Below are 14999 nucleotides of genomic sequence, written 5' to 3'. Positions count from 1 at the left end.
TTAAACAATTTCTGAAGTTAAACTTCGTGCTAATAATTTTTCGTGCATGGGTTTAAGTTTTTCCAAACTTCCCGTTTTCACGGTGCATTTGCCTTTGTAATGCACGAGAATTGTGCACTGTTCGGCCTGCTCCAGCGTGTGTTCGCAAATTTCCACTAAAGCTTCGATGACATAATCGAAAGTGTTGACATCGTCATTCCACAAAACGAGTTTGTAAACTTCGTCTTCTCTTTCGAGGAGCGCAACTTCTTCTTCGTACTCGCGCTGTGGATTTTCGTAATCTCTGATATTTTTTGGTTCGTACATTTTCCTTTTCATTTTTTTAATTTTAAAAACTGGTATTTTTTAAATTAAATTTCGCCCATCTCGTTTTCCAGGTCGCTTAAAATATTGGGTTCTTCATAGACCAATTCGACCAAATCTACACTTTTATTCTGCATTTTCAGAATTTTTATCTGATAATGGTTGATAACAAATTCCTGGTTTTCGCCCGGAATATCTTCCAGTTCATGTAAAATATAACCCGCCAAGGTGTTATACTCACCATCTTCAGAAAGCGGGAACATCTTCGGCAGTTTTTCGTTGATTTCGTCCAAAGGCTGCGTAGCTTTTACCCAGAAAACATTTTCTCCGACCTTATCGACGATTTTTTCCTCGTCGTCTTCCTCATCCTGAATTTCGCCCACGAGTTCCTCTAAAATATCTTCGAGCGTGACAATACCTTCAGTACCGCCAAATTCATCAATAACTACGGCTAAATGCTGCTTTTTTTGCTGGAAAACCTTCAATAAATCAGAAATTTTCTTGCTTCCTACGACAAAAAAAGCGTCGCGCATTAAATTTTCCAAATCAGCGTGCGTGATATTACCTTTGCTTTTCACATATTCGCGGATAATTTCCTTGGCGTAAAAAATCCCAATAATATTATCGATGGAATCGCGGTACACCGGAAGTCTGGAATAACCGCCATCCATAATAATTGAAATAATATCTTCAACCGGCTCATCTAAATCGATGGAGGAAATATTCTGTCGCGGCACCATAATCTGTTTCGCGGAATGATCTGTAAAATCAAAAGCATTTTTAATGATTTCGTAATTTTCTTCTTCAATTTCACCCGAATCTGCGGACTGTTTTACCAAAAGCTGCAATTCTTCGGTAGAGTGAATTTCCTGATCGGATGCGGGATGAATTTTCATTAAACGTAAAACGCCGTTCGACATTTTATTCATCGTCCAGATGAACGGTTTGAAAATCGTGTAAAAAATACGCAACGGCATGGCAATCGCCATCGACGTAGCTTCTGATTTACGAATCGCGATGGATTTCGGAATTAATTCACCAAAAACAATATGCATTACCGTAATTAAGAGGAAACTGATGACCAATGAAATGGTAGTAACCGTCGCTGCTGGCACCGCGATATCAAAATAATGGAACATATTTTCAATGACGTGATGCATGGCACTTTCTCCCACCCAACCTAAGGCAAGAGAGGCTAAAGTAATCCCCAGCTGCGTGGCAGAAAGGTATTCGTCCAGATGTTTGATAATGTGTTCCGCCTGCTTTGCCATGGAATGACCTTCGGCGGCTTTCAGCTGAATTTGGGAATAACGAACTTTAACAATTGAGAATTCTGCGGCTACGAAAAAACCATTGAGTAATACTAAAAATACAGCTAATAACAGCTTGAGTATGTCCGAATCCATTTAGAAATTTAAAAAAATATTGCTACAAAGATACGTTTTTTTGCGAATAACGATTTAGATATTATGCTGTAAATAAATTGACTACAAAGAAAAAAGAACATCTAAATGAATAGATGTTCTTAAATTTTTTGCCGTTAAAGCAGGGAATTTTTTACGAATTCTTCAGTGCTTCTGCACCACCAACAATTTCCAAAATTTCATTGGTAATTGCTGCCTGACGCGCTTTATTGTAAAATATTTTCAGGTCATTTCTAAGCGCTTCTGCGTTGTCAGTTGCTTTGTGCATCGCCGTCATACGCGCGCCGTGCTCTGATGCTATAGAATCTAAAACCGCTTTGTAAATTTGGGTTTTAATGGATTTTGGCATTAAAACGTCAAGAATTTCTTTAGCATTTTTCTCGAAAATATAATCGGTGTTTAAAGCCTCTTTTATCTCCGGCATCTTGATTGGCAAAATCTGCTCAGTCTGTACTTCCTGTGTTGCTGCGTTGATGAATTTGTTATAAATCACATACACTTTGTCGAAGTGCCCTTCGCGGTAATCGCGCATCACATTTTCCACAAAATTAGAAACTACCTCGAAAGACATACCGTCGAAAATACCGCTTTGGTTGTCGTACACTTTTCGGCTGCGACGAACGGCATCAAAAACTTTTTTACCAACGGTAAGGATCTCAACTTCTTCAGCAGTGTTTGCTAAATTCTGGTTCAGCATCTTGATAACCGAAGAGTTAAAAGCACCTGCAAGACCTTTGTTGGAAGTAACTACGATATAAAGTACTCTTTTAACTTCGCGTACTTCGGTGTAGGTAGAAACACCTTCAAGATCTGTTGTAGAACTTACATTCTCAATGATTTCCTGAAGTTTTTCCGAGTAAGGGCGCAACATTACAATGGCATCAGTGGCTTTCTTCAGCTTTGCTGCAGAAACCATTTTCATTGCACTTGTAATTTGCATCGTGGAAGAGATTGAAGTAATCCTACCGCGTATTTCCTTTAAGTTTGCCATAAACTATAGTTGTTGGTTGTCGGTTGTTGGCTGCTAGCTTTAGAAAAATTCCGTCAACTATCAACCAAAAACCATCAACTAAAATTAATTATATTTTGAAGCCAATTCTGTAGCTGCCTGTTTCAAAACTCCTGTAATATCGTTGTCGATTTTACCAGCTTTTATAGCTGCCATTGTCTCAGGATGTTTGGATCTTAAAAATTCCACGTATTCTTTCTGGAATTCTTTAACTTTATGAATAGGAATATTTCTCAATAAATTTTCCGTTCCTGCGTAAATCATTGCTACCTGGCTGTCCACAGGAAGTGGAGAGTTTACAGGCTGTTTCAGGATTTCCACGTTTCTTTCACCTTTTGAAATTACAGCTTGCGTAGAAGCATCTAAGTCAGAACCGAATTTCGCGAACGCTTCCAATTCCTTGTACTGCGCCTGGTCTAATTTCAATGTTCCGGAAACTTTTTTCATTGATTTGATCTGCGCGTTACCGCCCACACGAGATACTGAAATACCTACGTTAATTGCCGGACGAACACCAGAGTTAAACAAATCGGTCTCCAGGAAAATCTGACCGTCGGTAATCGAAATTACGTTGGTTGGAATGTATGCAGAAACGTCACCAGCCTGAGTTTCAATAATCGGTAAAGCAGTTAAGGAACCACCACCTTTAACCAAAGGTTTCAAAGAATCTGGTAAATCATTCATCTGAGCAGCAATTTTATCATCTTTGATGACTTTTGCAGCTCTTTCCAATAATCTGGAGTGAAGGTAAAAAACGTCACCTGGATAAGCTTCACGGCCCGGTGGTCTTCTTAACAATAATGAAAGCTCACGGTAAGCTACCGCCTGTTTTGATAAATCATCATAGATAATCAAAGCCGGTCTACCAGTGTCACGGAAAAACTCACCAATTGCAGCACCCGCCATCGGCGCGTAAACCTGCATTGGAGCTGGATCAGAAGCGTTAGCCGCAACAATCACAGTATACGCTAAAGCACCTTTATCTTCTAATGTTTTTACGATTTGCGCAACGGTTGAACCTTTTTGGCCAATCGCAACATATATACAGAATACAGGTTCACCTGCATCATAAAATTCTCTTTGATTGATGATAGTATCGATCGCCACTACGGTTTTCCCGGTTTGACGGTCACCGATAATTAGCTCTCTCTGTCCTCTACCAACCGGAATCATGGAATCAATCGCCACGATACCTGTTTGCAATGGCTCGGTTACGGGCTGACGGAAAATTACACCCGGAGCTTTTCTTTCCAAAGGCATCTCGTAAGTTTCACCAGCAATTGGTCCTTTACCATCGATAGGGTTACCAAGGGTGTCAACTACTCTACCCAACATTCCTTCACCTACATTGATGGAAGAGATTCTGTTGGTTCTGTTTACTGTATCACCTTCTTTCACCAACTTAGATTCACCCAAAAGAGCGACCCCTACATTGTCTTCTGCAAGATTCAAAACGATACCTTCCACACCACTCTGGAATTTTACCAATTCCCCGTACTGTACGTTTTCCAGACCGTACACCAAGGCAATACCGTCACCGATTGTCAATACGGTACCTACTTCTTCTACATTTGATTGTGTCTCGAAGTTGGCGAGCTGTTGTTTAAGAATTGCAGATACTTCTGCCGGATTTATTTCTGCCATTTTATGGTTTTTTTTGTCTTTTAGTTTAATTGAAATTCTTTTTTCAGTCGGTTCAATTTCGATTTTACCGATGCATCAACCTGCTGGTCACCAACGCGTAAAATATATCCTCCTAAAATTTCTGGGTTGATGATGGATTTTACCTCAAACTGATTTTGATGATTCACTAAATCAGTGGATTTCAAAATATTTTGAATATTTTCCTGTGAAAGTGCTGTCGCCGATGTTAAAGTAATTCTTTGTACACCGTTCATATCCTCCACTTTATTGATGAATTCCTGGCCGATATTGCGCAAATGAGCTTCCCGGCCGTGCTTGATCACCATCTCTAAAAGATTGCGCGTTACCGGCGAAAAATCCTTAAAAATTTCCCGTGCAATACTGACCTTTTTTTTCAAATCCACGATTGGAGAGCCGAAAAAGTTCTGCAACTCGCGCGATTTCTCAATGGTATTTACAAGATCTTTCATTTCCGGCAAGACAGAAGCAGTAATGCCGCTTTCCTGCGTGAAATTCAGGAGACCCTGAGCATATCTTTTTGCTACTTTACTGGTAACCATTTTAGTTTAAGTTAGAAGTATTAAGGATATTTGCTACCAAATCATCCTGTGCGCTGTCATTATCCAAATTCTTTTTCAAGATAGATTCGGCGATGTTAACAGATAAAGTACCGATTTGGTTTTTAATGTCGGCAACCGCAGCAGATTTTTCTGCCTGGATGGTTTGTCGTGCCGCTTCAATCATTTTATCACCTTCATTTTTCGCTGCATCTTTTGCTTCACCTACAATACGGTCTTTGATTTCTCTTGCTTCTTTCAAGATCTGATCACGCTCAACTTTCGCTTCGCGGATGATGATATCGTTTTCAGCTTTTAGGTTTTCAACTTCCTGACGCGCTAATTTAGCCTGGTTTAGTGAATCTACAATCGTAACTTCTCTTTCATTAATCGCACCTAAAATTGGTTTCCATGCAAATTTCGCCAATATCAGTAAAAGGATTAAGAAGGTTAAAGTCATCCAAAACAATAAGCCTATTCCCGGTTCTATCATAATTGTAATTTTTTAATTTTTTTTCTATATGGAATTTTAAAAAATCCTTAGCAGAGCCAACCGCGCTGCTAAGAATTTGTTTTTGAGGTTTCTTATTTTACGAACGCTCCGAAGATAATCGCGATCAAACCAGCACCCTCGATAAGACCAGCAGCAATAAGCATTGCTCCCTGGATTTTACCTGCTTGCTCCGGTTGTCTTGCGATAGCATCCATTGCGTGTCCACCGATTTTACCAATACCTAGACCTACGCCTAATACTGCTAAACCGATTCCTACGTAAATAAGTCCTACCCCTTGTGAAATCTCTTCCATAATAAAAATATATATAGGTTAAAAAAATGTTTCTAAAATTAATGTGCTCCTTCGTGCTCGTGCTCCTGCACAGCAATTCCGATAAATAATGCCGAAAGAACCGTAAAAATATATGCCTGTAAAGCTGCTACCAACAATTCCAGAATTGAGATAAATAATCCCAGTGGAACGGAAGCAAAACCTAACAACGGCGTTTTAAAAATAAAGATCAAAGACATAATCGCCAAAATCATAATGTGACCCGCAGTAATGTTCGCAAAGAGACGCATCATCAAGGCAAATGGTTTGGTGAAAACACCGATAATCTCAATCGGAACCATAATCGGATACAGCAATAACGGCACTGGCGGCATGAAAATGTGCTTCCAGTAATCTTTGTTCGCGCTGAAAATGGTAATTAAAAGTGTAATGATTGCTAAAACCGCCGTTGTTGCGATATTTCCGGTTAAGTTATAACCGAACGGTGCGAACGGAATTAAACCAAACATGTTGTTAATCCAGATAAAGAAAAATACCGTCAATAAATAAGGCATGTATTTCTTGTATTTTTTCGCACCGATATTTGGGATCGCCACTTCATCACGGATGAAGATAATCAAAGGCTCCATAAATCTTCCAGCACCACTCGGCACCAATGATTTAGCATAACCTCTCGCCATTCCGACAAAAATCAACAACATGAAGATAACAGAAATAAAAATCGCTGCTACGTTTTTTGTAATTGAAAAATCGTAAAAAGCAGTTTCTGAAGTATGTTTTCCGCTTAAAACCGAAAATAATTTAGCTTGCTCTAAACCTTGGGTGGATTTTACAATTCCGTGATCCAAAGTGTAACCGTCGTGCTCATGACCGTGTGCGATAGCGCTTGACATAAACGTATGAATACCGTTTTTATCTTTAATGATTACCGGTAGCGGAATAGAAACGTGTTTTTCGTCCGGCGTTCCTTCATTCAGCGTCCACAGGTGCCATTCATTAGCATCGCTAATGTGGCTCATGATCATATCTTTGGCATTGAATTCCTTATTATCTTCCTGAATTTTCTGCTCCAAAGTTTCCGCTCCGTGTGCTTCTGCCGGCTGCTGTGCAAAAGTAGAAACACCTGAAAGCGTTAGAAATAAAACCAAAAATAAAGAAGAAATTCTCTTGTTCATAAGTCAAATTTATCGGTTTGCAAATATATTGAATTAATTAAAACCTACCAATACTAAAAATTGATTTTTATCAGGAAAAAATTATGACCTGTTCAGCATCTGTATTACTTTAAAATAAAGGAAAATAGACATCACCAAAAACACCCCGATTACCGCCAAAAAACTCTCCGTGGTATTTTCCAGTCTGCTCAGCCAAAAAACCACCCAAATCAAATCTTTGATAATATTAAGTCCCAAAAATTTCATCGCAGGATTTTCCATGCGGAAAATGTATTTTTTGAACAGAAAAAAAACCGCGACATTAAGAATTGCAGCAGAAATGATTAAAAATATAAATTCCGTAATATTCATGGTTCAAAAATAAGCAACTTTACCATAATTGAACGAAAATCCTTATTTTTGCAATTCTTAAAGATAAATTATGTTCAACAGTTTACAGGATAAATTAGATAAAGCGCTTCATAATATTTCCGGGCGCGGAAAAATCACCGAAATAAACGTTGCCGAAACGGTAAAGGAAATCCGTCGCGCGCTTGTAGATGCCGATGTTAACTATAAAGTAGCAAAAGACCTTACGAAAAGAGTTCAGGACCAGGCCTTGGGTCAAAATGTTCTGACCAGTTTAACGCCGGGACAGTTGATGACCAAAATCGTTCATACCGAATTGGTGGAATTGATGGGTTCCACACAGGAAGGCATTAATCTTTCCGGAAAACCAAGCGTCATTCTTATCGCTGGTCTGCAAGGTTCCGGTAAAACCACTTTCTCCGGAAAGCTCGCGAATTTTCTAAAGCAAAAACGCAATAAAAAGCCGCTTTTGGTAGCGTGTGATGTTTATCGCCCGGCCGCGATTGAGCAGCTGAAAGTTTTAGGATCGCAGGTTGGGATTCCTGTTTACACCGAAGTAGGCGCTTTAAATCCGTCTTCAATTGCAGAAAATGCCGTAAAATTTGCCAAAGAAAATAACCACGATGTCGTAATTGTGGATACCGCAGGTCGTTTGGCGATTGATGAGCAAATGATGAACGAGATTAAATCGGTTCATTATTTCATCAAACCAGATGAAACGCTTTTTGTGGTAGATTCCATGACCGGACAGGATGCTGTGAACACCGCAAAAGCATTCAACGAAGCTTTAAACTTTGATGGTGTTGTCCTCACAAAATTAGATGGTGATACGCGTGGTGGTGCTGCATTAACCATCCGTTCGGTGGTAGAAAAGCCAATAAAATTCATTTCTACCGGCGAAAAAATGGAAGCCCTGGATGTGTTTTATCCGGAAAGGATGGCAGACCGAATTCTTGGAATGGGTGATGTTGTGTCTTTGGTAGAACGCGCGCAGGAACAGTTCGACGAAGAAGAAGCAAAAAAACTTCATAAAAAAATTGCCAAAAATGAATTTGGTTTTGATGATTTCCTCAAGCAAATCAATCAGATCAAAAAAATGGGTAATATGAAGGATTTGATGGGAATGATTCCCGGAGTTGGAAAAGCCATGAAAGATGTTGATATTCAGGACGATGCATTCAAACACATCGAAGCAATTATCCACTCCATGACGCCAGAAGAAAGACGCCGACCGTCAATCATCAATACCCACAGAAAAAACCGTATCGCAAGAGGAGCCGGAAGAAAAATTGAAGATGTAAATGCTTTGATGAAACAATTCGAGCAAATGGGCAAAATGATGAAGATGATGCAGGGACCACAAGGAAAACAGATGATGGAAATGATGAGCAAAGGAATGCCGAAAATGCCTGGAATGGGTGGAAATCTTTTCGGAAAATAGCTTTCAGAAAAAATACCGAGCTAAAACATATAAAAATCCCGAATTGCTAAATTCGGGATTTCTTTGTTTAAATATTTAAATTAAAGTCTTAAACCTAAACCTACATTAAAAAGATTGAAATGAAGTTTCTGCCCGCTTGCCGGACTTTTAAATGCATTATTAAGCTGAAAAGCATAACGCGCTTCAATTAGCAATCCGGAAAAAAGATCAGCCCCAAATCCTACTGCTGCACCAAAATTTGTTTTGTTTATCGTGTCGGGAACATCACCGAGACGAAAGGCAAATTGCGGCCCGACCTGTACATTGATTTTTGGTAGAAAATAAAATTTCGCCATCACGGGAATCTGCACGAAAGAATCGTCGTTAAACCTTACATAATTCAGCGCGGGCTGCATCGTTGCAAAACCTCGAATTCCAAATTCGGTAAAAACGCCGGCGTAATATCCTGCGCTGAGATCCGCAAAATCATCGGAAACCGTCGCCGAAGAAAAACCTCCGTTAATCCCGAATTTCACCTGCGCATTGGCCAATCCACAAAAAATGATGGCAAAAGCAAGTAATACTTTTTTCATAAACTATTAATTTTCTTCAAAAATATCATTTTTAATTTGAGGACGAAAACCCAGATTTGGAAAAAATTCCGTGTTAAAACGGCAAAAAATTCAGTTTTTCAAAATGAAATTTTCTACTTTAATTCGATAAAATTTTGAAAAAGAAAATTGGAAAAATTTGCTGCTTTTCAGCCTTTTTTTTCAAAATTCCCAAATTTTCAAATTTTCAAATTAAAATCTTATTCTTCCCGCTGACGCGCTTCTTCTTTTCCGTAAGCATTGATAATTTTTCGAACCACGGGATGACGGACAACATCTTCTTCAGTTAAATGTACAAAACCTATTTCGTTCACATCTTTCAAAATCCTCATGGATTCTTTTAAGCCGGATTTCTGCCGCATCGGTAAATCTACCTGACTTGGGTCGCCGGTGATGATAAATTTTGCGTTCATTCCCATTCTGGTCAGGAACATTTTCATTTGAGAATGGGTGGTATTCTGCGCTTCATCCAGGATTACAAAAGCTTCGTCCAAGGTCCGGCCACGCATAAAGGCAAGCGGCGCCACTTCAATCACTCGCTTTTCCATAAAACCTTCCAGTTTTTCATGCGGTATCATATCACGCAGCGCGTCGTAAAGCGGCTGTAAATACGGATCGAGCTTTTCTTTGAGGTCGCCTGGCAAGAAACCCAAACTTTCACCAGCTTCTACCGCGGGTCGCGTCAGAATAATTCGTTTTACTTCCTTATCGCGCAAAGCTTTCACCGCGAGCGCGACACTGGTATACGTTTTTCCGGTTCCTGCGGGCCCGATTGCAAATACCATGTCTTTGGTTTCCGAAACTTTCACCAGTTTTTTCAGATTGGTGGTTTTGGCTTTTATTATTTTGCCGTTTACGCCTTTTACAATAAAATCCTGGTCAAATACCAGCTGTTTTTCCTCTTCGTCTTTGAAGTTCAGAATTCCCTCAACATCTTTTAAAGTCATGGAATGGTTTTGAGCCAAAAAGCTGACGATATCATCGAGTTTCAGGCGGAAAATGTCCAACGTGGCCTGATTTCCTTTTGCAAAAATTGAGTGGTCTCGGCCGGTAATTTTTAAAGTAGGAAACTGCGATTTCAGCAAATTAAAATATTGGTTGTTTACGCCGTAAAAATTTTTAGAATCTACTCCGGTAATTTCGTAGCTGAGTTCAAACATATAAATAGAATTTTTGAATAAATTTTTAATAAAAGTATCATTTTTATTTTAAATAAAACTGTTACTTATCCACAATGGTGCCTAAAATATTATATTTAAACTAAATTTGTGAATCCCAAAAAACATACATGGCAGTTATCACTTTTACCTCCGATTATGGACTGGTTGACCATCGCGTGGCCGCGGTGAAAGGTAAAATCCTAACTCTGAAACCAGATGTTAACATTGTAGACATCACCCATGAAATCCAGGCTTATAACCTGCTGCAGACCGCGTATATCGTAAGGAACGCTTATCCTTTTTTTCCGAAAGGCACCGTGCATATTATCTCGGTGGATAGTTTTCATACGCCGCAACGCAAGTTTATTTTATACAAATCCGGCGACCATTATTTCATTGCCGCGGACAATGGAATTTTAAGTTTGATTTTTTACGATGTTAAACCCGATTCGGTGTATGAAATAACCTTTAACAGCGGCTACGAAGATGATATTCACTTCACCTCTACCGATATTTTCGCGCCGGTTGCAGTTCACCTTCAAAACGGTGGTTTGCCGGAAGTTATCGGACGCAAGTTTAAAAACCCCAAACAGCTTTCATTTCCTCACGCAGTTTTTAATGAAAGCGAAGGAATTGTGGTGGGCGAAATTCTGTATGTGGATAATTTCGGAAATGTGGTATCAAACATTAACCGGAAATTTTTCGAAAAATGCAGTATCGGCTATGATAATTTCATGGTTAAATTCCGCAATCTCGCACTGCCGAAAATTCATACGCGTTATACCGATATTGTCTACGACTGGAGCCGCGAAAATGAATTTCACGGTCGGGCTGCGGCAGTTTTCAACGATGCCGGTTTGCTGGAACTCACGATCTATAAAGGAAATCGCGATAACGGCGCGCGAACTTTATTCGGCCTTCAGGTCGGGGAAAAGATTTTCGTGGAATTTCAGAATTAAAGTGACCGAAAAAATTCGGCATTATTTTGCGCTTTTTTTTAAAAATAAAACACCGAAAAATTTGCCATTATAAGGACAAATTTTTTCGTTTTTATTATAGGTGCTGAAGTTCTTTATTCCTCAGATAAATATTATCTTTGTGCTCAAATTTTTCCATGTTATATACCATACTCAAAGCTGTTCATATCATTTTTATGGTAAGCTATTTTGCCGGGATTTTTTATCTCGTCCGGCTTTTTGTATATTATAAGGACACCGACGAATTTGAAAACCAGAAAAAAGCCATTCTTCGCGAGCAATACGTTTTTATGACGACGCGTTTGTGGAACATCATCACCGTTCCGGCGGGCGTCATCATGCTGGCTTCGGGACTTACATTGATTTTCCTGAATTTTGGATTGATGAAAACGCCGTGGTTTCACCTTAAACTTACCTTTTTGCTCGGTTTAGCGGCTTATCATTTTTGGTGCTGGAAAAAAGTGCTACAAATGAAATCACTGAACGGCGAAAATTTCCCGATGGCGAATATAAAGCTTCGTCAGGCGAATGAAATAGCGACATTTATTCTTTTTTTGGTGGTTTTTACGGTTATTTTAAAATCGATGGTGATTGAATATCGGTGGCAATTAATTCTCGGTTTTGTCGTTTTGGTCGGAAGCATCATGATGACGGTGAAACTGGTAAATAAAAAGAAATCTAACTAAAGCTAAAAAGCGCTGCTGCACTATGTTTGCAATATTTAAAAAAGAACTTTGGACGTATTTTGGAAACTGGAGCGCGTGGATCATCATCGCAGCTTTCAGTTTAATCGGCACTCTATTCCTGTTTTTTTTCGAAAACGATTTCAATATTTTCGATATTGGTACCGCGACTTTACAAAGTTATTTTGTGCTGGTTCCATGGTTGATGCTTTTAATAATTCCGGCACTTTCGATGAAAACTTTAGCTGAAGAAGAACAGTCCGGAACTTTAAGCTGGCTTTTTTCTCAACCTTTGAAAATTTCTGACCTTATATTGGGCAAATTTTTCGCAGTTTGGGTTCTCGGAATTTTATGCTTAATTCCTTCCATCATTTACCTGTACACGGTGTACGTTTTGGGTATCACCGAAGGTAATATTGATATGGGCGCAACTTTTGGCAGCTATTTCGGCACAATTTTGCTGATTGGCGCGTTTGCTTCCGTCGGAACTTTTGCTTCAGCTATTTCTCCGAACCAAATTATGGCGTATTTGCTCGGCGTACTTTTGTCTTTTCTGCTTTATTTTGGGATTGAACAGCTGGCGAGTTATAAATTGCTTGGCGCCGCAGATTATTACCTTTCAAACATCGGTTTTTACAAACATTTTCTGTCTTTCACGCGTGGCCTGATCGACACCCGAGACGTTTTTTACTTTTTGCTTTTTATTTTTATCTTTTTATTTTCTGCGAAAATCATCGTGGAAAAGAAAAAGTAACTTCTATTTTTAGTGCTGTTATCAATGAAAAAGAAACAAATTTTTTACCTGCTGTTTGCCCTGATTTTGGTGTTGGGAGCTTTCGGTATTTTTGGTAAAAGAATAGATTTAACACAGGAAAAAAGATACACCTTATCTGATTCCACGGTAAAAGTTCTAGAATCGGTAAAAAATCCGCTGAAAATCGACGTTTATTTGGAAGGCGATTTTCCGGCAAGTTTTCGCCAGATTCAAAATGAAACGCGCTTTATGCTCGAAGAATTCCGTAAAATCAATCCAAAAATTGATTTCCGCTTCATCGATCCCATAAAAACAAAAATGTCGAAAGACACTTTGCTCGCGATGGGCATGCAGCCTTCTATTCTGCCGGACATGAAAGACGGAAAAATTTCCGAAATCGTGATGTTTCCGTACGCTGCGCTGAAATATAATTCGCACGGCACTTCTATTCCGCTAATCATCACGCAGTCAGGCATTAATGCTGATGAACAGCTGACACGTTCGGTAGAAAATCTGGAATATAATTTCATTTCGACCATTAAAAGCTTAACTACCGAAAGCAAAAAGAATGTAGGTGTGCTGATAAATCAAGATGAATTGCGACCTGACCAGTTTTCCGGCTTTATGGAAATCGCGCTGGAAAATTACAACGCAGGACCGATTATTCCACAAAATAAAACCGAACTCACCTACGCAGATTTGCCAGTGCTGAAAAATATGGACGCGCTGGTTATTGCAAAGCCGCGAAAAGCTTTTACCGAAGGTGAAAAAGTGCTATTGGACCAATATATTATGAACGGCGGTAAAACGCTTTGGATGATTGATGCCGTAAATGCTGAAATGGACACGCTTTTTCAGGCGAAGAAAATCATGGCGTACCCGAGCGACATCAATATGACGGATTTCTTTTTCAATTACGGAATCCGGATTAATTCTGCTTTGGTTAAGGATTTTAAAAAATCGGCGCTGATTCGCATTGTTTCTGGTGAAGTTGCCGGGAATCCGCAATACAGCAGCTTTTTATGGCCGTATTTTGCTTTGGGAATTGCTGAAAATAATAACCCGATCACCAAAAACATCAATCCGGTTAAATTTGAATTTCCAACGCCAATCGATACCTTAGGCCGACCCAATATTAAAACAAATGTTTTGTTTGAATCCAGCGAACGCACTACGGTAAAACAGGTTCCGAATTATGTCGCGCTTGGCGAAATTGTGCGCACCGATTCCTTAAGCGAGTTTGAAAGACCAACAACACCGAAAATTTTTGCGGTGAGTTTGGAAGGTAAATTCAAATCTGCGTATTCCGCGAGAAGTGAACGAAACAATTTTCCGAATTTTAGGTCAGAAAGCCCGGAAAATAAAATGATTGTAATTTCCGATGGCGACGTTGGTCGAAACCAAATGTACAAAGGAAATCCTTTGCCGCTGGGTGAAGATATGCTTACGAAGCAAACCTATGGCAATGCGCAGTTTTTGCGAAATGCGCTTGATTTTTTGCTTGATGACGCCAATTTAATGGAATTACGCAACCGCGACATCGAAGCGCGCCTGCTGGACCGGAATCTTATCGATGAAGAAAAATCCTATTGGCAATGGCTGAATTTGCTTTTACCTTTAGGAATTATTGCCTTTTTAGGCGGAATTTTTTATTGGTGGCGAAAAAGAACTTTTGAATAGAAATTTCTTAAACGTCTTTGATGAAATCTTCGTATTCGTAATAAATTTCTTCAAAGCCTGCCATTTTATCCACGAAAAATTCGAAAATACTTTGCCAGGTATTTTTATTTAGAATGGAAACATTTTGTTTGGTTACCCAGAATCGCGCAATTATTTTGCCGTTTTCCAGTGTGTAAAATTCGTCTTTCTGAACTTCGCCTAAACGCTCTTCAAGCAAAGCTTCCAACGACCAGAATTTTTCGAAATAGGCATTCCGGAAAAGTTCATCTTTCATTTCAATGTCCAGCGAGACCTCAGCTTTTTTGTTATCTGCATAAAATTTAAAGGAAAAATCCTTGATTTTTGTATCATACAAAATCCATTTTCTTGGAAAACTTTTGCCAAAAGCAATCCAGAATTCTTTTCGCAGCTGCTGTGCTTCGTGTTTGCTGAACATTAAATTTTGATTTTATTGCGCTAACATAGTCA

17 protein-coding genes are annotated in these 14999 nt (G+C 39.2%); 5 read left to right on the top strand and 12 right to left on the bottom strand.

Annotation, left to right across the window (positions count from 1 at the left end):
- The 9 genes from OA84_RS06725 to OA84_RS06685 form a co-directional block, all read right to left on the bottom strand.
- Positions 1–318 (bottom strand): ATP-dependent Clp protease adaptor ClpS, encoded by a 318-nt coding sequence (locus OA84_RS06725; RefSeq protein ID WP_084060870.1) that lies wholly within the window; start codon positions 316–318, stop codon positions 1–3.
- Between the two features lie 32 nt (positions 319–350).
- Complete coding sequence (locus tag OA84_RS06720; protein ID WP_039344051.1) at positions 351–1709, bottom strand: hemolysin family protein; 1359 nt, start codon at positions 1707–1709, stop codon at positions 351–353.
- Between the two features lie 151 nt (positions 1710–1860).
- Positions 1861–2718: an ATP synthase F1 subunit gamma gene (atpG, locus tag OA84_RS06715; RefSeq protein ID WP_039344049.1), complete on the bottom strand. Its 858-nt coding sequence runs from the start codon at positions 2716–2718 to the stop codon at positions 1861–1863.
- 84 nt (positions 2719–2802) lie between these two features.
- Complete coding sequence (atpA, locus tag OA84_RS06710) at positions 2803–4380, bottom strand: F0F1 ATP synthase subunit alpha (RefSeq protein ID WP_039344046.1); 1578 nt, start codon at positions 4378–4380, stop codon at positions 2803–2805.
- Positions 4381–4400: 20 nt separating this feature from the next.
- Positions 4401–4940, bottom strand: coding sequence for an ATP synthase F1 subunit delta (gene atpH, locus OA84_RS06705; protein WP_039344044.1), 540 nt, complete (start codon positions 4938–4940; stop codon positions 4401–4403).
- Position 4941: 1 nt separating this feature from the next.
- Positions 4942–5430, bottom strand: a complete 489-nt coding sequence (gene atpF, locus OA84_RS06700) for a F0F1 ATP synthase subunit B (RefSeq protein WP_039344041.1) — start codon at positions 5428–5430, stop codon at positions 4942–4944.
- 92 nt (positions 5431–5522) lie between these two features.
- Positions 5523–5744 carry an ATP synthase F0 subunit C gene (locus OA84_RS06695; protein WP_052252138.1) on the bottom strand — a complete coding sequence of 74 codons (222 nt, stop codon included), beginning with the start codon at positions 5742–5744 and terminating at the stop codon, positions 5523–5525.
- A 38-nt stretch (positions 5745–5782) separates the two neighbouring features.
- A complete protein-coding gene (atpB, locus tag OA84_RS06690; RefSeq protein WP_039344039.1) occupies positions 5783–6898 on the bottom strand; it encodes a F0F1 ATP synthase subunit A in 1116 nt (371 codons plus the stop codon).
- Between the two features lie 81 nt (positions 6899–6979).
- Positions 6980–7249, bottom strand: a complete 270-nt coding sequence (locus tag OA84_RS06685) for a hypothetical protein (RefSeq protein WP_039344037.1) — start codon at positions 7247–7249, stop codon at positions 6980–6982.
- A 70-nt stretch (positions 7250–7319) separates the two neighbouring features.
- Between OA84_RS06685 and ffh the strand changes: the two genes are divergently transcribed.
- Positions 7320–8687, top strand: a complete 1368-nt coding sequence (gene ffh, locus OA84_RS06680) for a signal recognition particle protein (protein WP_039344035.1) — start codon at positions 7320–7322, stop codon at positions 8685–8687.
- An 80-nt stretch (positions 8688–8767) separates the two neighbouring features.
- Here the strand turns inward: ffh and OA84_RS06675 are convergent, their stop codons facing one another.
- Both OA84_RS06675 and OA84_RS06670 read right to left on the bottom strand, forming a co-directional pair.
- Positions 8768–9259, bottom strand: a complete 492-nt coding sequence (locus tag OA84_RS06675; protein WP_039344033.1) for a porin family protein — start codon at positions 9257–9259, stop codon at positions 8768–8770.
- A 218-nt stretch (positions 9260–9477) separates the two neighbouring features.
- Positions 9478–10437 carry a PhoH family protein gene (locus tag OA84_RS06670; protein ID WP_039344031.1) on the bottom strand — a complete coding sequence of 320 codons (960 nt, stop codon included), beginning with the start codon at positions 10435–10437 and terminating at the stop codon, positions 9478–9480.
- A gap of 128 nt (positions 10438–10565) precedes the next feature.
- On the opposite strand from OA84_RS06670, the gene OA84_RS06665 reads away from it, so the two are divergent.
- The 4 genes from OA84_RS06665 (at position 10566) to gldG (ending at position 14531) form a co-directional block, all read left to right on the top strand.
- Positions 10566–11396: an SAM hydrolase/SAM-dependent halogenase family protein gene (locus OA84_RS06665; RefSeq protein ID WP_039344029.1), complete on the top strand. Its 831-nt coding sequence runs from the start codon at positions 10566–10568 to the stop codon at positions 11394–11396.
- A 155-nt stretch (positions 11397–11551) separates the two neighbouring features.
- Entirely contained in the window at positions 11552–12100 is a 549-nt protein-coding gene (locus OA84_RS06660) for a CopD family protein (protein ID WP_039344027.1), read from the top strand.
- A gap of 22 nt (positions 12101–12122) precedes the next feature.
- Complete coding sequence (locus OA84_RS06655; RefSeq protein WP_039344025.1) at positions 12123–12851, top strand: ABC transporter permease subunit; 729 nt, start codon at positions 12123–12125, stop codon at positions 12849–12851.
- 24 nt (positions 12852–12875) lie between these two features.
- Positions 12876–14531 carry a gliding motility-associated ABC transporter substrate-binding protein GldG gene (gldG, locus tag OA84_RS06650; protein ID WP_039344023.1) on the top strand — a complete coding sequence of 552 codons (1656 nt, stop codon included), beginning with the start codon at positions 12876–12878 and terminating at the stop codon, positions 14529–14531.
- A 7-nt stretch (positions 14532–14538) separates the two neighbouring features.
- Here gldG and OA84_RS06645 read toward each other — a convergent pair whose 3' ends face one another.
- Complete coding sequence (locus tag OA84_RS06645; protein WP_039344022.1) at positions 14539–14967, bottom strand: DUF4268 domain-containing protein; 429 nt, start codon at positions 14965–14967, stop codon at positions 14539–14541.
- Positions 14968–14999 lie beyond the last annotated feature (32 nt).

The organism is Kaistella solincola (assembly GCF_000812875.1).
Lineage (GTDB): Bacteria > Bacteroidota > Bacteroidia > Flavobacteriales > Weeksellaceae > Kaistella > Kaistella solincola.
Note: the sequence above shows the minus strand (reverse complement) of the source record. Positions and strands in the feature narration are given on the sequence as shown.

Bases quoted from the DNA above. Each gene is read 5' to 3' on its own strand.
- OA84_RS06665 (WP_039344029.1), top strand. From the start codon at position 10,566: ATGGCAGTTATCACTTTTACCTCCGATTATGGACTGGTTGACCATCGC.
- OA84_RS06725 (WP_084060870.1), bottom strand. From the start codon at position 318: ATGAAAAGGAAAATGTACGAACCAAAAAATATCAGAGATTACGAAAAT.
- OA84_RS06670 (WP_039344031.1), bottom strand. From the start codon at position 10,437: ATGTTTGAACTCAGCTACGAAATTACCGGAGTAGATTCTAAAAATTTT.
- OA84_RS06720 (WP_039344051.1), bottom strand. From the start codon at position 1,709: ATGGATTCGGACATACTCAAGCTGTTATTAGCTGTATTTTTAGTATTA.
- OA84_RS06660 (WP_039344027.1), top strand. From the start codon at position 11,552: ATGTTATATACCATACTCAAAGCTGTTCATATCATTTTTATGGTAAGC.
- gldG (WP_039344023.1), top strand. From the start codon at position 12,876: ATGAAAAAGAAACAAATTTTTTACCTGCTGTTTGCCCTGATTTTGGTG.
- atpF (WP_039344041.1), bottom strand. From the start codon at position 5,430: ATGATAGAACCGGGAATAGGCTTATTGTTTTGGATGACTTTAACCTTC.
- ffh (WP_039344035.1), top strand. From the start codon at position 7,320: ATGTTCAACAGTTTACAGGATAAATTAGATAAAGCGCTTCATAATATT.
- OA84_RS06685 (WP_039344037.1), bottom strand. From the start codon at position 7,249: ATGAATATTACGGAATTTATATTTTTAATCATTTCTGCTGCAATTCTT.
- atpA (WP_039344046.1), bottom strand. From the start codon at position 4,380: ATGGCAGAAATAAATCCGGCAGAAGTATCTGCAATTCTTAAACAACAG.
- atpB (WP_039344039.1), bottom strand. From the start codon at position 6,898: ATGAACAAGAGAATTTCTTCTTTATTTTTGGTTTTATTTCTAACGCTT.
- atpH (WP_039344044.1), bottom strand. From the start codon at position 4,940: ATGGTTACCAGTAAAGTAGCAAAAAGATATGCTCAGGGTCTCCTGAAT.
- OA84_RS06695 (WP_052252138.1), bottom strand. From the start codon at position 5,744: ATGGAAGAGATTTCACAAGGGGTAGGACTTATTTACGTAGGAATCGGT.
- OA84_RS06655 (WP_039344025.1), top strand. From the start codon at position 12,123: ATGTTTGCAATATTTAAAAAAGAACTTTGGACGTATTTTGGAAACTGG.
- OA84_RS06645 (WP_039344022.1), bottom strand. From the start codon at position 14,967: ATGTTCAGCAAACACGAAGCACAGCAGCTGCGAAAAGAATTCTGGATT.
- OA84_RS06675 (WP_039344033.1), bottom strand. From the start codon at position 9,259: ATGAAAAAAGTATTACTTGCTTTTGCCATCATTTTTTGTGGATTGGCC.
- atpG (WP_039344049.1), bottom strand. From the start codon at position 2,718: ATGGCAAACTTAAAGGAAATACGCGGTAGGATTACTTCAATCTCTTCC.